Here is a 16,437-nt window from a genome sequence, read left to right as displayed (position 1 = left end):
TTTCGAATTAATCATTTTTTGACGCTGTAGAAATCTTATAATCTTCCATAAATTCATCAAAAAGATTCATGATTTCGAAGTGATTTTTATCTAATGTATTGGCGTCAAACGAAACAACAGCACCATACATTTTATTCCAAAATCTCATGCGCGCTTGTAAGAATTTTTGAGATTCATTATTGATAAAATCATCAGCATCAATAACTTTTATATTAATTACACGCTGACGAGGTAATTTCAGCTCTTCAATTTCCAAAATTTTTCTCCATTCAATATAATTCAATTGATCCGTAGGTTTGTAAACAATTCCTTTTTTATCGATCAATAAAATCAATTGTTTTTTCATCAATTTTTTGATTGAAATTATGATGAATAAAAGACTTGGAACAAATAAAATTCCGCTTAAAACTTTTGCAGTTTGCGGAGAATTAACTTGATTGGCGTTTAAAAATAAATAAATTGAACAAGCAAAAAATAAAAGGCTACCAAATAATAATCCCCAATTGCTTGTCTGTTTTGCGTAAACTTTAACTGAATTCAACTGATTTTGTTTTTACAAAAATATAGATTTTAATCTTAATTAAAGGTTATAAAAAAAGAGCCTCAAAAACTGAGACTCTTTCTAAATTATCCAAAAATTTCTTGGTATTGTTTCTTGTATTTTTCTAAAATAATTTTTCGTTTAAACTTTAGTGTTGGCGTCAATTCACCGTTTTCTACAGTCATTTCATTTGGAATAACTGCAATCTTTTTGATTTGTTCCCAATGTCCAAAATGATTATTCAGTTGATTGATTTCTTCTTCTAATTTCTTTTTGACAATATCACTTTTCTGAAATTCATCATGAGGAAGATTTACAATTTCTGGAGCATTTGACTGCGCCCATTTTTTGAGATTTGTATAACTCGGAACCACAAAAGCACCAGGAAACTTCTCGCCTTCTCCAACAACCATCAATTGCTCGATGAATGGCGATTCTACCATTTTCATCTCAATTTGTTGCGGAACAATATATTTCCCTCCCGAAGTTTTGTACATTTCTTTTTTACGGTCAACAATTTTCAAGAATTTATTGTCAACCCATTCTCCAATATCGCCCGTATAAAGCCAACCATCTTTTATTGTTTCGGCAGTTTTTTCTGGCAAATTATGATAACCCATCATCACAATATCACCTTTTACTAAAATTTCGCCATCATCGGCCAATTTTACTTCAACACCTTTCAGCGGAGGTCCAACCGTTCCAATCTTTTTCCCTCGACGAAAACAATTTACCGCAATTACTGGCGAAGCTTCTGTCAATCCATAACCTTCATAAATTGGAATTTCGGCAGCTAAAAATACGCGAACAATTCGTTGTTGGATCGCTGCACTTCCCGTTACAATGGCTTTTAATTCGCCTCCAAGTCCTTCGTACCATTTGTGTAAAACTAATTTTCGTGCAATTGCTAATTTCAAATTATAGATTACTGAACGCTGATTATCTTCTAACACAAACTCGTCGCCAACTTTTATAGCCCAATCAAAAATAGATTTCTTAAAACCTGATAATTGCGCTCCCGTTTGCATGATTTTTTCGTACACTTTTTCAATCACACGAGGAACTGCCGTAATCATATGCGGTTTGATTTCTTTTAAATTATCGCCAATCTTCTCCATCGATTCTGCAAAATATATCGAAATTCCCATGTATACATACAAATACTGAATCGTTCGTTCATATGCATGACAAGCTGGAAGAAAGGTCAAAGCACGATCGTAAGGATCAAGTGGTGTTGAATATTCGCACGCAATAACATCTGCAATAATGTTTTTATGCGACAACATCACACCTTTCGGATTTCCTGTTGTTCCTGACGTATAGATTAAAAAAGCTAAATCTTCGTGCTTTACATTTGCGGCACGTTTGTCTATTTCTTCTTGTTGAATTGTTTTTCCTTTTTCGATCAAAACATTCCAACTTTCTGTATTTTCAAACTCATCAATCGAGTACAATTGCTCTAATGAAGGCAATTTTGTTTTGAGTTGATTGATTCGCGTGTACAAATCGAGATTACTTGTAAAACACAATTTTATAGCCGAATCGCTAAAAATATATTCGTAATCGTTGTCAGAAATATTCGGATAAATCGCTACCACAACAGCTCCGATTTGTTGTATAGCATAATCTATCATATTCCATTCGACACGATTTTCTGAGATTAATCCCACTTTTTCACCTGGTTGAACTCCACAAGCGATCAATCCTTTTGAGATTGCATCAACATGTTCTAAAAAAGTTGTGGTTTTCATCGGTTTCCATTCTCCATTTTGTTTGGATACAAACATGGATAAATCAGGAAACTTTTCCAGCTGACGTTTTGGTAAATCAAAAATTCTGGTTGCTTCCATAGCGCACTTATAGTTTTGTAATTTTGAAAAGAATTCGTCGAAAATAGCGTAAAATGATGAGTTTTTCAAAAATTTTATCTTCAACTTAAAAAGAATTATATTCGTTATAACTATTACAATTATGAAATATCTAATTTTATTTCTACTATTATTTTACTCTTGCAGCTCTGATTTTAAAAAGTCTTATAAAATTGGAGATATTAAATTATATGAATTACAATGTTCTGGACACTATTATTTGAGCACTGATAATTGTGATTGTAAACATTTACCAACTAATTATTTTATTCCAAAAGGAGAAAATGATTCATTTTTTGAATTATTCTTAAAAGAAAATAAAGGAAAACTTCAAGTTAATTCGCTTTATAATGAATTTGAAACTCATGGAAATATCAAAGAGAAAATAGATTTTATTATATATACCGATAACCCTTCTTTTATGGATAGTATTGAAAAAATAAATTATACTGTGATTCGAGGATATTCTAACGGAAGAATGAATCCATAAAAAATCCCTCAATTCATGATGAGTTGAGGGATTTTTTTATTTATAAATTTCTTCAAATTCTTTCTGATATTTCTTTAGAATAACTTTACGTTTTAATTTCAAAGTTGGAGTTAATTCTTCTCCTTCAATCGTAAATTCATGCGCTAAAATTGCTGGTTTCTTAATTTGTTCCCAATTTCCAAAAAACTGATTTGCTTTACGAACTTCTTGATTAATTACTTTATGAACTTCTGTAGATGCTATGAATTCATCACGAGAAAGATTACTAATTTCAGGTGCATTTTCTTTTGCCCATTCTTTCAGATTTACATAATTCGGAACAATAAAAGCTGACGCAAATTTTTGCGCATCGCCGACAACCATCGCTTGTTCAATAAAATTTGATTCAACAAGTTTTGTTTCGATTGGTTGAGGAACGACATATTTTCCACCAGAAATTTTGAACATTTCTTTCTTACGATCAATAATTTTCAAGAAATGACCTTCTCCTTCCTCCCAAACTCCAATATCACCTGTGTGCAACCATCCATTAATAATGACCTCATCTGTAGCTTTCTGATTTTTATAATAACCCATCATCACATTAGGACCTTGAACCAAAATTTCGCCATCTTCGGCTAATTTTACTTTGACATCTTTTATTGGCGAACCTACAGTTCCGATGCGAACACCTAATTTGTGCGGATTATTTACGGTGATTAAAGGCGAAGTTTCTGTCATTCCATATCCTTCAAAAAATGGTAATCCAGCTGCCATAAAAACACGCGCAATTTTACCTTGCAACGAAGCACTTCCCGAAATAATGTATTTAAAATTACCTCCTAACGCTTCATAAAATTTATTCAAAACCAATTTTCGAGCTAACGCTAGCTTCACATTGTAAACCATAGATCGTTTCTTCGCATCAGGCTCATATTGAGAAGCAATATCAACCGCCCAATCAAAAACTTTTCGTTTTTTACCTGTTAAAGCGCTACCTGTTTTCAGAATTTTCTCGTAAACTTTTTCCATTAGACGAGGAACAGCCGTCATAATATGAGGTTTTACTTCGTTGATATTATCGCCAATTTTTTCAAAACCTTCGGCGAAATAAACCGTTACACCAATATATAAATAGGTATAAATTACAGTTCTTTCGTAAGTGTGACAAGGTGGTAAAAAAGTTAAACTTCTTGAACCTTCTTCTAACACAACAATTTCTTTTGCCGCAATAAAATTCGAAACCAAATTATTATGAGATAACATTACACCTTTCGGTTTTCCTGTTGTACCAGAGGTATAAATTAAAGTTGCTAAATCTGAATTTCGGACAATTGAACTAAGATTATTTACATATTCGTCTGTTATATCTTTTCCAATTTCTTTTAATTCTGACCAATTTCGAGAATCTGGGAACTCATTAATCGCAAAAACATATTCTAAACTATAAATTGTGCTAAACATATTATTGATACGTTCATACAAATTTTTTGTACTTACAATACACAATTGTATTTCTGCATCATTGAAAATAAATTGATATTCAAAATCTGTAATATTTGGATAAATCGCTACTACAACAGCACCAATTTGCTGAATTGCAAAATCAATCACATGCCATTCATAGCGGCTTTCACATACAAGTCCTACTCGATCGCCAGGTTTAACTCCCAAAGCTAATAAACCTTTAGAAATTTCTCTTGTTTGTTCAATAAATTCGGCTGGTTTTGTAAACTTCCATTCGCCATCAATTTTACTTGCAAACATATTATGATTAGGATAAAGTTCTTGTTGACGATAAGCTAAGTCAAAAATTCGTGTAGGATTATTCATTTTCTAAATACTAAACTTTATAAAAAAGAGTGCAAATTTGGTGCAAAATTTTTATAAATCAGTTTTATTTCACGAAAAAAGCAAGATTAATAAAAATCTTGCTTCATTATTTTTCTAAAAAATTGATGTTTTTATTGATAAATCCCGTCAATTTCTTTTTTATATTTTTCTGAAATGATTTTACGCTTCATTTTCAAAGTTGGTGTTAATTCTCCCGCTTCAATTGTAAATTCATAAGGCAATAAATGGAACTTTTTAATCTTTTCCCAATTTCCAAAATTGACATTTAATTTATTGATTTCATTTCCTATCAATTCATAAATTTTTGGATGCGTTAAAAACTCTTCACGAGGTAAATTAATCAATGAAGATTCATTTGTTTTTGCCCAATCAATACAGTTTTCATACGAAGGAATAACCAAAGCAGCTGGGAATTTTCGTCCTTCTCCAACAACCATAATTTGTTCGACATAATTAGATTCTGAAAGAATTTTCTCAATTTGTTGCGGAACAACATATTTTCCTCCAGAAGTTTTGAACATTTCTTTTTTACGATCAATAATTTTTAAGAATTTATTATCAACCCATTCGCCAATATCGCCCGTATACAACCAACCATCTTTCAAAACTTCAGCAGTTGCCTCAGGATTTTTATAATATCCTTGCATGATATTTTTTCCTTTTGCTAAAATTTCTCCGTCTTCGGCTAATTTAATTTCAATATCAATCAAAGGAATTCCGACAGTTCCTATTTTCATTCCGCGTTTGATACAATTTACAGATAAACAAGGTCCAGCTTCTGTTAAACCATAACCTTCGTAAATTGGAATTCCGGCAGCTAAATACAATTTTAATAAACGAGTTTGTAAAGTTGCACTTCCCGAAGCAATTCCTTTTACATTACCACCAAGCGCTGCTTTCCATTTCGAAAAAATTAATTTTCGAGCAATGTTTAATTGAAATTTATACCAAGCCGAAAGCTTCGATTCGTCTAAATCATACTGTTCTCCTAACGAAATTGCCCAAAAGAATAAAGCTCTTTTAACTCCTGTCAATTGTTCTCCAGTCGCCATGATTTTATCGTAAACTTTCTCTAAAACACGTGGAACAGCCGAAAAAATATGCGGTTGAACTTCTTTCATATCTTGCCCAATTGTATCCATTGATTGCGCAAAATAAATTGGTAAGCCCATTTTGATGTACACATATTGAAAGACGCGTTCATACGCATGACAAGCAGGTAAAAAAGACAACGCTTTATCATACGCTTTTACAGGAAAAGAATATTCGGAACTATTAACATCAGCTAATAAATTTTCGTGAGAAAGCATCACACCTTTCGGATTTCCAGTTGTTCCAGAAGTATAAATAAGAGTTGCTAAATCAGTAGGTTTTACATTGTCCATCTTCGTTTGTAAAACCTCATCAGAAATAGAAATACCTTTCGAAATTAGCTCAATCCAATTTGGTGTATGCGGATAAGTATTAAATGTATAAACTTGTTCAAGATTTGGAATATGATCTTTGATTCCTAATAATCGTTGATATAAAGCATCATTACTCACAAAACAAAGTTTGATTTCGGCATCATTTAGGATAAATTCGTAATCATTGTCCGAAATATTGGGATAAATTGCCACAACAACAGCTCCAATTTGCTGAATTGCAAAATCTACTAAATTCCATTCCAAACGATTTTCACTAATCAACGCAACTTTATCATTTGGTTGAACACCATTTGCAATCAAACCTTTCGAAATATTATTTACTCGATTGATAAAATCTGTTGTCGAAATTCCCTTCCATTCTCCTTTTTCTTTGTAATTAAAAATCGAAATGTTAGGTGTATTTTTTTCTTGAAATCGAGGTAAATCGAATACTCTTTGTGGTTGTTTCATATTCTTGAAATAAGGATACAAATTTCTGCTAATTCTTTCTACTTTAGAAATTATTTGCTCATTCTTTTCTCAAAAAAATTAAGTTTATTATCAATAAAAATCATTTTACTTTTTTGCAATAATTATACTATACTCTCTTTCAACTTTTTCGCCAGCTTTGCTAATCACACTTTCTGAAAATGTTTTTGTATCTTCAATCGAAAATTTAGCAGATTTCAATAATTTTATCACTTCATCTTCTGTGTACAAATTGAAGCCAAATTGAGTAAAAGGCAATGTTTCCATAAATTCCTTTTTAGCAAAAGTAAGCGCAAATTTCCCGTTGAATTTCAAGACTCTATAAATTTCACTCAAGAAAAGTTTAGGATTTTTCCAAAAATAAATTGTGTTCACCGTAAAAATTTTATCAAATCGTTTTTCATAAAAATGAATTCTTTCATCCATAATTATTTCAAACCTAATATTTGGATTCAAATAATCAGAATTGTTCATGATAGCACTATTTTTCATGACCTGTGAAAGTTCTAAACCAATATATTCTAAATCTTTCGCTTGATTCAATACATAAGGTAAGTGCTTACAATTTCCATGACCTAACTCTAAAATTTGTTCTTGATTTTGTAATTGTAAATGATCTATTGTCGTTTTCGTCATGCCAAAATTACTTTCACTCATTTGCTCACCAACTTCAATCCCTTCGTCTCCATTTGGACAACTCAATTGTTCCGCAAGACTTTGTAAATCAATATTATTTTTCATTTAATTTATTTATATAGAATAATTCTAAATTAATAAATATTAATCATTATACCTGTGATTTTAATCATTTAAAAATTACATCTTACCTTTGAAAAATAGTAAAATAGATGAGAGATATTATACGAACTGAAGACGAAGATGATTTCAAACTGTTTTGTTTGGAATCTGTAGCAGATATTGAAGAGCAAAATGATTCGCAATTATTAGAATTTTTGGAACATTTGGCGCGAGAATTTCAGATTACAAATGTTTATAAAACGACTGATAGCTTTGAAGGCTTCGAGGAAAGTTTGACCAATCTTCTTTATCATGATAAATATTTTAGAGATTATAAAATCATTTATTTAGTTTTTGAAGGCGAAGGAAATCAAATTCAAATTAATGATTATTACTATAGTTTGGAAGAAGTTGCAGAAGTATTTCAAGGAAAATTAACCGATAAAATTGTTCATTTTGCAAATACAATGAGTTTAGATTTGGAAGACGAAAGTTTTCAATATTTTATTGATGTGACGGGCGCAAAAGCCTTATCAGGATACGTAAATCCTTCTCCAATTTTGAGCACTATTTTGGATCAATATTATTTTTGTTTAGCGAAAGAAATTGATGACGAAGAAGAATTGGTACATGCGCTTTTTGATAAACATGCCAATATATGCCTGAAATTAGGTTTTAGATTGTATCATTAATAAGATTTAACAATAAGCTAAAATACTTCTCAGAAATAATCTATTCATTTACAAAAACAATAAAATGGATAGACGTAAATTTCTTAGAGGATCGGCATTAGTTTCTACTGGTTTAATTCTAAATCCTTTCGATTTATTTGCTCAAAATAAAATCTAATCTTTCTACAAATTCTACAAAGAATATTATTTTTATGATAAGCGATGGAATGAGTTCTGGGACTCTTGCTATGGCTAATTTATACAACAAACAATTACACGGAAAAAATGGTAATTGGATTAATCTTTATGAAGAAAATAAAGTAAAAAGAGCTTTGATGGACACTGCTTCTGCAAGTTCTATTGTTACCGATTCTGCGGCTGCGAGTTCTGCTTTTGGAGGTGGAATTCGTGTAAAAAATGGTGTATTGAACATTGGTGCGAATGGAGAAAATCATGTTCCAATTTGGCAAAAATTCAAAAAAGCTGGTAAAAGAACGGGTTGTGTGACAACGGTTACGATTACTCATGCAACTCCTGCTGGTTTTTGCGTAAATTCTGCTAGTAGAAATGCTGAGCCAGAGATTGCTGAAAAATATGCCGAAATTGGTATTGATGTTTTATTAGGTGGCGGTGACGAATTTTTTAATTCAGCCAAAAGAGAAGACAAGAAAGATCTATATGCGGTTTATAAGAAAAAAGGTTATCAAATTGCGAAAACAAAGGAAGAATTAGCAAAATCTCAAAACAATAAATCTTTATTGGGAATTTTCAATACTGGAGCAATTCCTTATGCAATTGACCATAAAAATCTCTCAAAAAATAAATCTATTCCTACGCTTGCAGAAATGACTAAGGTTGCGATTGATAATTTGAAAGGTCATCAAAATGGTTTTGTATTGCAAGTAGAAGCGGGAAAAGTAGATTGGGCGGCGCATGCGAATGATGTTGCAGGATTAATTAATGATCAACTTGCATTTGATGAAACTATCAAAACTGTAATGGATTTTGCTGAAAAGGATGGAAATACATTAGTTATCATCACAACTGATCACGGAAATGCAAATCCAGGAACAATTTATGGAGCTGATGTAAACAAAAATTTTGAAAGTATTGTTAATTATAAATATACCAACGAACATATTTTGAATGAAATTCACGAAAATTTTAACTTACAAGAAATCAAAGATTGGATTGTCGAAACAAATGGTTTTAGTTTGACTGATAATGAAGCAAAACATATGTTAGATTTTTACAAAGGTTTGGATAAAGAAGAAGGATTGTATAATTTCAAAAAACTTCCATTCAAATTTTTCTCTGAAATTCAGAAAAAACACAACAATGTTGGTTGGATAAGTATGGATCACTCGGGCGATTACGTAGAATTGGCAATGTATGGACCTGGAAGTGATTTGTTAAAGCCATTTGTAAAAAATACAGATCTTCATCAACTTATGTTACAAGCAACAAATGTAAATGTATAAACAAAAACCTCTCAAAGTTGAGAGGTTTTTTGTTATTTATCTATCTTAATAATTACATCGAATGCGCTTTATTCCCTTCAAAATGAATCATCCAAGGTGTTCCAAATTGATCAATAAAAGACGCATAAAGCTCAGCAAAAAACTGTTCGGCTAAAGGCATTTCTAATGATTTTGCATTTACCGAAAGACGATCATATAATTGATGCGCTTCTGCGGGATTATCAACATCAAGCATAATGTAATTGTTATTTCCAGCCTTGTATTGATGTCCAAATTCTTCAATAATATCAGAACCCATTAACATTGTTGTTTCATTAATAAACAATGCTACATGCATCACTTTATTTTTTGCACTTTCTGGAATCTGAAATTCTGGACTTGGCGGCATATCACCCATTTTATACATCCCAATATTTTGCGTTTCAAAAACAGTTTCATAAAACTGAAATGCCTTTTCGCAATCTCCGTTAAAATTTAAGTAAGCGTGTACTTTAGCCATAATATTGTATTTTTTGTGATTATTTTTTTAATATAATGGTTGACCATTTTCATCGGTTGTTAAAACCTCGGTCATATAATCTAAAAATGGTTGAAGAACTTGAATTGATTTCGCCACTTTCTGCGGAAAATCTTTTGCTAAAACTTCTTCATCTGTAAAATTCTTGATAAATAAATATTGCTTTTTACGCAACAATTCAATTCTTTCATGATCTTTAGAAAAACCTTTTGGTGCAGATTTCACTTCATCTCCTTGCATTTCACCAAATTCTTTCTGAATTGTTTTTGATTTCAAAATCTTTGCTAATTCATCCGAAACTTCAATATCTTTTCTGATACGAAGCAAATCTTCACGTTCTGGTCCCCAAAAACCAACACCAATAAAATTATGATTCGGTTGAATATGAAAATAATATCCACCTCTATTAAGTGGTTTTTTACGACCTGTTTGTGCAGAAAAATGAGTTTTATAAGGAGTTTTATCGTGAGAAAAACGAACATCTCTGTAAATTCTATAAATTTTGAGCGGTTCTAATTCTTTCTTTTTAGTTAATTCTTGGTAAATCGCATTGAAAATTGAATCTGCTTCAGCTTTCGCCGTATCAAATTCAACTTTATGTTCTGTAAACCATTCGCGGTTATTATTTTTTTCTAATTTTTTTAAAAATTTATCGATTTGTGACATGATTTATTTTTTTCGAGTAAGTAGTACTTTTTCATAATTTTCTATCCATTGTTGTGGCGTAATTTTTTGCGCTAATTCTCCGATTAATTCGAATGGAATATCCTCCACTTTTTTGAAACGAATACAACTTTTTCCCATATCTAATCTACGTTTCGAGTATTTTGGATATTCGGCGACAAACCAATTCAGCAATTTGTCGTCCATATAAATTCCCATGTGATATAACGCAATAAAATTCTTTTGAGAAGCGATATTGATAAACGGCAACGGCGATTTCGGATCGCAATGATAACCATTCGGATAAAGTGAATGCGGCACAACAAACCCAAGATGACCATAGCTCAACTGCAACTCGAAACCAACGGGTAAATTATCGGCCAAAATATTAATTAATTTCTCAACAGCTTCTTTTCTTTCTACAGGAATTGACGTTAAATATTCTTCTAAATTTGCTACTTCGTATTGCATTATTTTCGGTATTTATCATTCAAACCTTTGCCTTCCATAATCATAGGTTTTATTTTTTCGATGCGAGAAATTTTCGTTTTCTCTTGTTTTGCTTCATCAATATATTCGATGTATTCTTTTTGCTTTCCAGGAGTTAAAGCTTTAAATGAAGTAAATAATTTATCATCTTGATTTAGAGTTTCTTTCAGAATCCCATTAACTTCTTTTGGCGCAGATTTTTGAGGTTTTATTTCCTTTCCATCTTTCACCAATTGAATCGCTTCTAAGACATATTCTCTTACTTTTTCGACATCAATTTCATCGGCAGAATTAAATCTCCATTGACGCAAAGCTCTCGTTTTTTCCTCATTTGCGTTCACCAAAACTTTGTATGGATCTTTCAAGAAAACGCCATTGTGAAACCATAGCGCAAAATGATTTTTGAAACCACTAAATGCCAACACATTTTTCTTATTGAACGTGTAAATATCTCCACCCCATTTAAACTCTTTTATCAGTTCTGTTTCATTGACAACTTGTTGAATTTTCTCATTCGCTTCCGCCCAATTTCCATTGTATTTTGTCCATTCACCAGTTTTTTGATCTTTCATCAAATTAACTTTATACAACACAATTTCCTTTAATAATTTCTTTGGTAAAGCTTTATTCAAAGGAAGTTGTATTGTACCTTTTGATGTTTTAAAATCGGTCAAATCATTTATAAAATGTTCGATTGTTTCTGCTCCAGGATAAATTCCTACATGATTTTTGAACATCGCAAAATGAATTACATTTCCATTCAATCGGAAAGTGGGCATTTTATAATTAATCGTTTCTGTTGCTTGTGGTATAGCTTCGTGAATAATTTTTCTTACGTTTTCTAAAATATCTTGTTTAGCTTGATCAAACCCAAGAATATATTCATCAATAGTTGTAAAATTATTTGTCATCATCATTAATCCTCACAAATCTCTTTCAGCTTGCGTAGTGCGTTTATCCACATTTCTCTGACTTGAGTTTCTGGAAAAACCTGATCATCTATTTCTACCGAACAGGTTAATCGTGTATGACCTTCAACATCTTCCATTTTATACGTTTCTTCTGTATTTTTCCATGCATCAATTTCTGGTCCATCAAAAATCTCTTGACCATCTTCGTTCAGCTTTCCGATATGACGCATTTTGATTGATTTTCCTACAATATTTTCATCTATAGTAGCAATCATCGCAGCCGAACCTTTCTCGGTCTCATAAGTGAAATAAACGTGAGAACCTTCGGACCAATCTCCTTTAAAATCTGAAGTTTCACTAAACGGCGTTGTCCAAATTTTATACGAATCTGGTGCAATCATTACTTTATGCACATGCTTAGGCTGCGCATAAATAACTTCTGTAAACGATACTTTTTTCATATTTTAAGCATTTGCTAATCCAAAAACAGCTCCAGCAGGATCTTCTACAATTGCAAATTGAAGATTTCCTTCTTTATTTTTAATCTCATGAATAGATTTCCCTCCCATTTCCAATGCTTTTTGCAAACTTTCCGCAACATTTTCTACACTAATGTACATAATCCACTGCGAAGGAATTCCTTTATTCATGCCACGTTTCGTACAAACTCCACCAGCCGCATTTTCTGAAGAAGACATCATTGCATAATCATTGTATTCCTCTTCGCCATCTTTCATCGCTACATTTTTGACTTCCCAACCAATCACTTCTTTGTAAAAATCTTTTAATTCAGTCGAATTTTCAACAGTTAAATCAGCCCAAACCATTTGACCAATTTTCGATTTATTTTCATCCATCTTCAACTATTTTTAGCTTTTCGATTCAACATAATTCTTGAAACTATTCAAAATAGCTTGCCAACCTTGTTGCTGCATTTCAGTAGGATTTTGACTTTCTGGTTCAAATTTTTCTGTGATTTTGGTTAAATTATTCTCTTCATGAAAATTTATTTCAACCTTGCGACCATCTGCAATGTAATAACGAATAAATTTATTTGGAATGATTTCGTCATATTTAGCTTCAAACTCGAATTGAAAACTGCCATCTTTCGCAGCCATCGTACTGTTTAGTTTTCCTCCAACTTGCAAATCATTTTCTGCTTTCGGGCAATGCCAATCATCAGAAGCTTGATTCCATTTTACAATATCTTCAGGAGAATTAAAAGCTTTCCAAACCTGATCTATTGGAGCATTTATTATTGTTTCGATTGTGATCATACGTATAGTTTTTTGTTGATTTTTAAGGTTTCATAAAATCAAAAGCACCTTTGCGCAAATTAATTCCGTATTCGAGATAAGCTTTCAGACAAGCCAAGAAATTCGCCCAACCTTCTGTTTGTCCCATCAATTGCTTAATTCCAGCTTCATCATCATTCATTTCATGTTCAATGACTTTAACAATTGTCGAATCATTTTCTCCTTTTTCGAGAAAAATCTCCACCAGCATATCATCAACTCCACCGCTCCAATCAAAAGAAATGTATTCATCTTGTTTTAAATCGCCTCCCATTACAGGAAAAATATCATCAAACTCAGGAAATTTCCATTCAACAATTTTTCCAGTTTCGATAGCACCCGTCGAAGAAGCAATAAAATATTGATTCATTTTATTTGGATTAACAATCGCATCAAAAACTTCATTTTTAGATTTCTGAATTTGAATTGTTGCTTTTGCAGTTAACTTCATTTCAATTGATTTTGGCTAACTAATTTAATCAAAAAAAGTGTTCGAATTTTCGAATTCATAAAAAATAATTAAAACTTTATCGATATTGAAATCATCTGTAGAAAATAATTCGATTTATAAGTATAAAATTTAAAAGTTTTTTACATTTATAGTATTGTAAAATTGATAAACACGTGAAAAAATTTACTCAAAAAGCAACTCTACTTAGTCTTATTTTGATGAGTGGAATTAGCTATGCGCAAGATGCAAAAGCAGATTCTGCCTATGTTAGAGAGCATTATGGAAAGACCGAACAATTGATTCCGATGCGAGATGGAACGAAATTGTTTACGGCTATTTATACGCCAAAAGATCAAACCAAAAAATATCCTGTTTTACTTAATCGAACGCCTTATACAGTGGCGCCTTACGGAGCAAATGAGTATAAAAAATCGCTTGGGAATTTCCCTGCAGAAATGCGCGAAGGATTTATATTCGTGTACCAAGATGTGAGAGGAAAATGGATGAGCGAGGGTGAATTTGAAGATGTACGACCAGTTAATAAAACGAAAAATAAAAAGGCAATAGACGAAAGTACAGATACATACGATACGTTGGAATGGTTGGCAAAAAACATGAAAAATTACAACCAAAAAGCAGGAATGTACGGAATTTCTTATCCAGGTTTTTATTCGACAATGAGTTTGGTTAATTCGCATCCAACGCTAAAAGCTGTTTCGCCACAAGCACCAGTTACGAATTGGTTTTTAGGTGACGATTTTCATCACAATGGTGTTTTATTTCTAAATGATTCTTTCAAATTTATGTCATCATTTGGTGTTAAACGTCCGCAACCAATTACACCAGATAAAGGTCCGAAATCTTTAGAATATCCAATCAAAGATAATTACCGTTTTTATTTGGAAGGTGGATCTGTAAAGGAATTGAAGGATAAATATTTCCAAGATAATATCAAATTCTACAATGATTTGTTTGCACATCCTGATTATGATCAATTTTGGCAAGATCGAAATCCTTTGCCACATCTTACCAATGTGAAACCTGCCGTGATGACGGTTGGTGGTTTCTTTGATGCAGAAGATGTTTATGGTGCTTTTGAAACGTATAAAGCAATTGAAAAGCAAAATCCGAATGCAACAAATATTTTGGTAGCTGGACCTTGGTTTCATGGTGGTTGGGTTCGCTCTAAAGCCGATACATTTGGCGATATGCAGTTTGGAACGCCAACAGGTGAATATTATCAACAACAAATTGAGTTACCTTTTTTCAATTATTATTTAAAAGACAAAGGAAATTTCAAACCAACAGAAGCGCAAATTTTTATCACAGGTTCTAACGAGTGGAAACAGTTTGACACTTGGCCTCCAAAGAATGTGACAACGCAGAAAATGTATTTACAAGCCAACGGAAAAATATCTTTTCAACAGACTAATAATGCAAGTTTTGATGAATATGTAGCAGATCCAAATAATCCAGTACCGTATCAAGGAGGTGTTTTAGAAAGTCGTCCGCGAGAATATATGGTCGATGACCAACGATTTGCGTCAACTCGACCTGATGTTATGGTTTATCAAACTGATATTTTAACGGAAGATATGACGATTACAGGTCCAATTATCAATCATTTATTTGTTTCGTCAACGGGAACAGATGCTGATTACGTGGTAAAATTGATTGATGTTTTCCCTGAAAATACACCAAAATATAATGGAAAATTGATGGCTGGATATCAAAATTTGATTCGTGCCGAAATTATGCGAGGAAAGTACCGCAATAGTTTTGAAAAGCCCGAAGCAATGGTTCCTAATCAGAAAACAAATGTGACGTATTCTATGCCAGATGTTGGACATACTTTCAAAAAGGGACATCGTATCATGATTCAAGTTCAGAATACATGGTTTCCTTTAGCCGACCGTAATCCGCAACAATTTATGAATGTTTACGAAGCAACTGCGAAAGATTTCTTGAAACAAACACAACGAATTTATCACGATTCTTACATCGAAATTCCTGTTTTGAAATAACAAAAAAATCCAACAATTACTTGTTGGATTTTCTATTTTGATTCTAACATTTATTATACTAAAACTGCCGAAACCAATACTTTTTCGAAGCTAAATGAAACACTTATCGGACAAGTTTCTTCTGCTTCTTTTGCTATTTTCTGAAATTCTTCATCTGTAATCGAAGGAATTTTTGCAGTTAAACTTAATTCTGAGCGAACAACTTTTCCTCCTTCAAAAACAATTTTACAATCGGTTTCTAATTTTTCTGCTGTATATCCAGCTTCTCCCAATAAACCTGATGTTTTCATTGTAAAACAACCTGCATGAGCCGCTGCCAAAAGTTCTTCGGGATTTGTTCCAACTCCTTCTTCAAATCTGCTTTTGAACGAATACTGTATATTGTCTAATACTGTACTTTGTGTGGTTAATGTTCCTGATCCTTCTGTTACCGAACCATTCCAAACTGCTTTTGCACCTCTTTTCATTTTGAATATTTTTTTAGATTGAATTTTATTAAAGTTAAAGATTATGAAATCATTAGAAGAATTAATTATCAACTTTAAGAATAATTTTAACGAAAAAAGTTCA

17 protein-coding genes and 1 pseudogene are annotated in these 16,437 nt (G+C 32.0%); 4 read left to right on the top strand and 14 right to left on the bottom strand.

Translation table 11 applies throughout. The features are described 5' to 3' along the window. Positions 1-7 precede the first annotated feature (7 nt). Both B4A23_RS02715 and B4A23_RS02710 read right to left on the bottom strand, forming a co-directional pair. Entirely contained in the window at positions 8-541 is a 534-nt protein-coding gene (locus B4A23_RS02715; RefSeq protein WP_291116582.1) for an STM3941 family protein, read from the bottom strand. An 86-nt stretch (positions 542-627) separates the two neighbouring features. Then, positions 628-2,391: an AMP-dependent synthetase/ligase gene (locus B4A23_RS02710; RefSeq protein WP_291116579.1), complete on the bottom strand. Its 1,764-nt coding sequence runs from the start codon at positions 2,389-2,391 to the stop codon at positions 628-630. Between the two features lie 121 nt (positions 2,392-2,512). Between B4A23_RS02710 and B4A23_RS02705 the strand changes: the two genes are divergently transcribed. Further along, positions 2,513-2,899 carry a hypothetical protein gene (locus B4A23_RS02705; protein ID WP_291116576.1) on the top strand — a complete coding sequence of 129 codons (387 nt, stop codon included), beginning with the start codon at positions 2,513-2,515 and terminating at the stop codon, positions 2,897-2,899. A 36-nt stretch (positions 2,900-2,935) separates the two neighbouring features. Here B4A23_RS02705 and B4A23_RS02700 read toward each other — a convergent pair whose 3' ends face one another. From B4A23_RS02700 to B4A23_RS02690, 3 genes are all read right to left on the bottom strand, one after another. Next, positions 2,936-4,711, bottom strand: a complete 1,776-nt coding sequence (locus B4A23_RS02700) for an AMP-dependent synthetase/ligase (RefSeq protein ID WP_291116573.1) — start codon at positions 4,709-4,711, stop codon at positions 2,936-2,938. 131 nt (positions 4,712-4,842) lie between these two features. Beyond that, entirely contained in the window at positions 4,843-6,609 is a 1,767-nt protein-coding gene (locus B4A23_RS02695; RefSeq protein ID WP_291116571.1) for an AMP-dependent synthetase/ligase, read from the bottom strand. A 105-nt stretch (positions 6,610-6,714) separates the two neighbouring features. Continuing rightward, the gene (locus tag B4A23_RS02690) at positions 6,715-7,368 is read right to left on the bottom strand and encodes a class I SAM-dependent methyltransferase (protein WP_291116568.1); all 654 of its coding nucleotides are present in this window, start codon (positions 7,366-7,368) and stop codon (positions 6,715-6,717) included. A gap of 107 nt (positions 7,369-7,475) precedes the next feature. On the opposite strand from B4A23_RS02690, the gene B4A23_RS02685 reads away from it, so the two are divergent. Both B4A23_RS02685 and B4A23_RS02680 read left to right on the top strand, forming a co-directional pair. Further along, a complete protein-coding gene (locus tag B4A23_RS02685; RefSeq protein ID WP_291116565.1) occupies positions 7,476-8,057 on the top strand; it encodes a DUF6642 family protein in 582 nt (193 codons plus the stop codon). 64 nt (positions 8,058-8,121) lie between these two features. Continuing rightward, positions 8,122-9,517 (top strand): annotated as a pseudogene (locus B4A23_RS02680) (alkaline phosphatase). A gap of 52 nt (positions 9,518-9,569) precedes the next feature. On the opposite strand, the gene B4A23_RS02675 reads toward B4A23_RS02680, so the two are convergent. The 8 genes from B4A23_RS02675 to B4A23_RS02640 are packed head-to-tail and all read right to left on the bottom strand — an operon-like array spanning position 9,570 to position 13,843. Beyond that, a complete protein-coding gene (locus tag B4A23_RS02675) occupies positions 9,570-10,016 on the bottom strand; it encodes a VOC family protein (protein ID WP_291116562.1) in 447 nt (148 codons plus the stop codon). 27 nt (positions 10,017-10,043) lie between these two features. Beyond that, positions 10,044-10,700, bottom strand: a complete 657-nt coding sequence (locus B4A23_RS02670) for a DUF2461 domain-containing protein (RefSeq protein WP_291116559.1) — start codon at positions 10,698-10,700, stop codon at positions 10,044-10,046. Between the two features lie 3 nt (positions 10,701-10,703). Continuing rightward, complete coding sequence (locus B4A23_RS02665) at positions 10,704-11,168, bottom strand: DUF1801 domain-containing protein (protein ID WP_291116556.1); 465 nt, start codon at positions 11,166-11,168, stop codon at positions 10,704-10,706. Then, on the bottom strand, positions 11,168-12,097 hold the full coding sequence (locus B4A23_RS02660; RefSeq protein WP_291116553.1) for a DUF1801 domain-containing protein: 930 nt from the start codon (positions 12,095-12,097) through the stop codon (positions 11,168-11,170). The genes B4A23_RS02665 and B4A23_RS02660 overlap by 1 nt, the downstream gene beginning before the upstream one ends. A gap of 5 nt (positions 12,098-12,102) precedes the next feature. Next, entirely contained in the window at positions 12,103-12,558 is a 456-nt protein-coding gene (locus tag B4A23_RS02655) for a hypothetical protein (RefSeq protein WP_291116550.1), read from the bottom strand. A gap of 3 nt (positions 12,559-12,561) precedes the next feature. Further along, positions 12,562-12,954 carry a VOC family protein gene (locus B4A23_RS02650; protein ID WP_291116547.1) on the bottom strand — a complete coding sequence of 131 codons (393 nt, stop codon included), beginning with the start codon at positions 12,952-12,954 and terminating at the stop codon, positions 12,562-12,564. Positions 12,955-12,966: 12 nt separating this feature from the next. Then, the gene (locus tag B4A23_RS02645; RefSeq protein ID WP_135836496.1) at positions 12,967-13,374 is read right to left on the bottom strand and encodes an SRPBCC family protein; all 408 of its coding nucleotides are present in this window, start codon (positions 13,372-13,374) and stop codon (positions 12,967-12,969) included. A 22-nt stretch (positions 13,375-13,396) separates the two neighbouring features. Continuing rightward, positions 13,397-13,843, bottom strand: a complete 447-nt coding sequence (locus tag B4A23_RS02640; protein WP_286511940.1) for an SRPBCC domain-containing protein — start codon at positions 13,841-13,843, stop codon at positions 13,397-13,399. Positions 13,844-14,016: 173 nt separating this feature from the next. On the opposite strand from B4A23_RS02640, the gene B4A23_RS02635 reads away from it, so the two are divergent. Next, the gene (locus tag B4A23_RS02635; RefSeq protein ID WP_291116541.1) at positions 14,017-15,867 is read left to right on the top strand and encodes a CocE/NonD family hydrolase; all 1,851 of its coding nucleotides are present in this window, start codon (positions 14,017-14,019) and stop codon (positions 15,865-15,867) included. A 53-nt stretch (positions 15,868-15,920) separates the two neighbouring features. On the opposite strand, the gene B4A23_RS02630 is transcribed toward B4A23_RS02635, so the two are convergent. Next, positions 15,921-16,334: an OsmC family peroxiredoxin gene (locus tag B4A23_RS02630; RefSeq protein ID WP_291116538.1), complete on the bottom strand. Its 414-nt coding sequence runs from the start codon at positions 16,332-16,334 to the stop codon at positions 15,921-15,923. Positions 16,335-16,437: the final 103 nt, after the last annotated feature.

The organism is Empedobacter sp. UBA7248 (assembly GCF_002472945.1).
Classification (GTDB): Bacteria; Bacteroidota; Bacteroidia; order Flavobacteriales; family Weeksellaceae; genus Empedobacter; species Empedobacter falsenii_C.
This window is presented reverse-complemented; position numbering and strand designations above follow the sequence as displayed.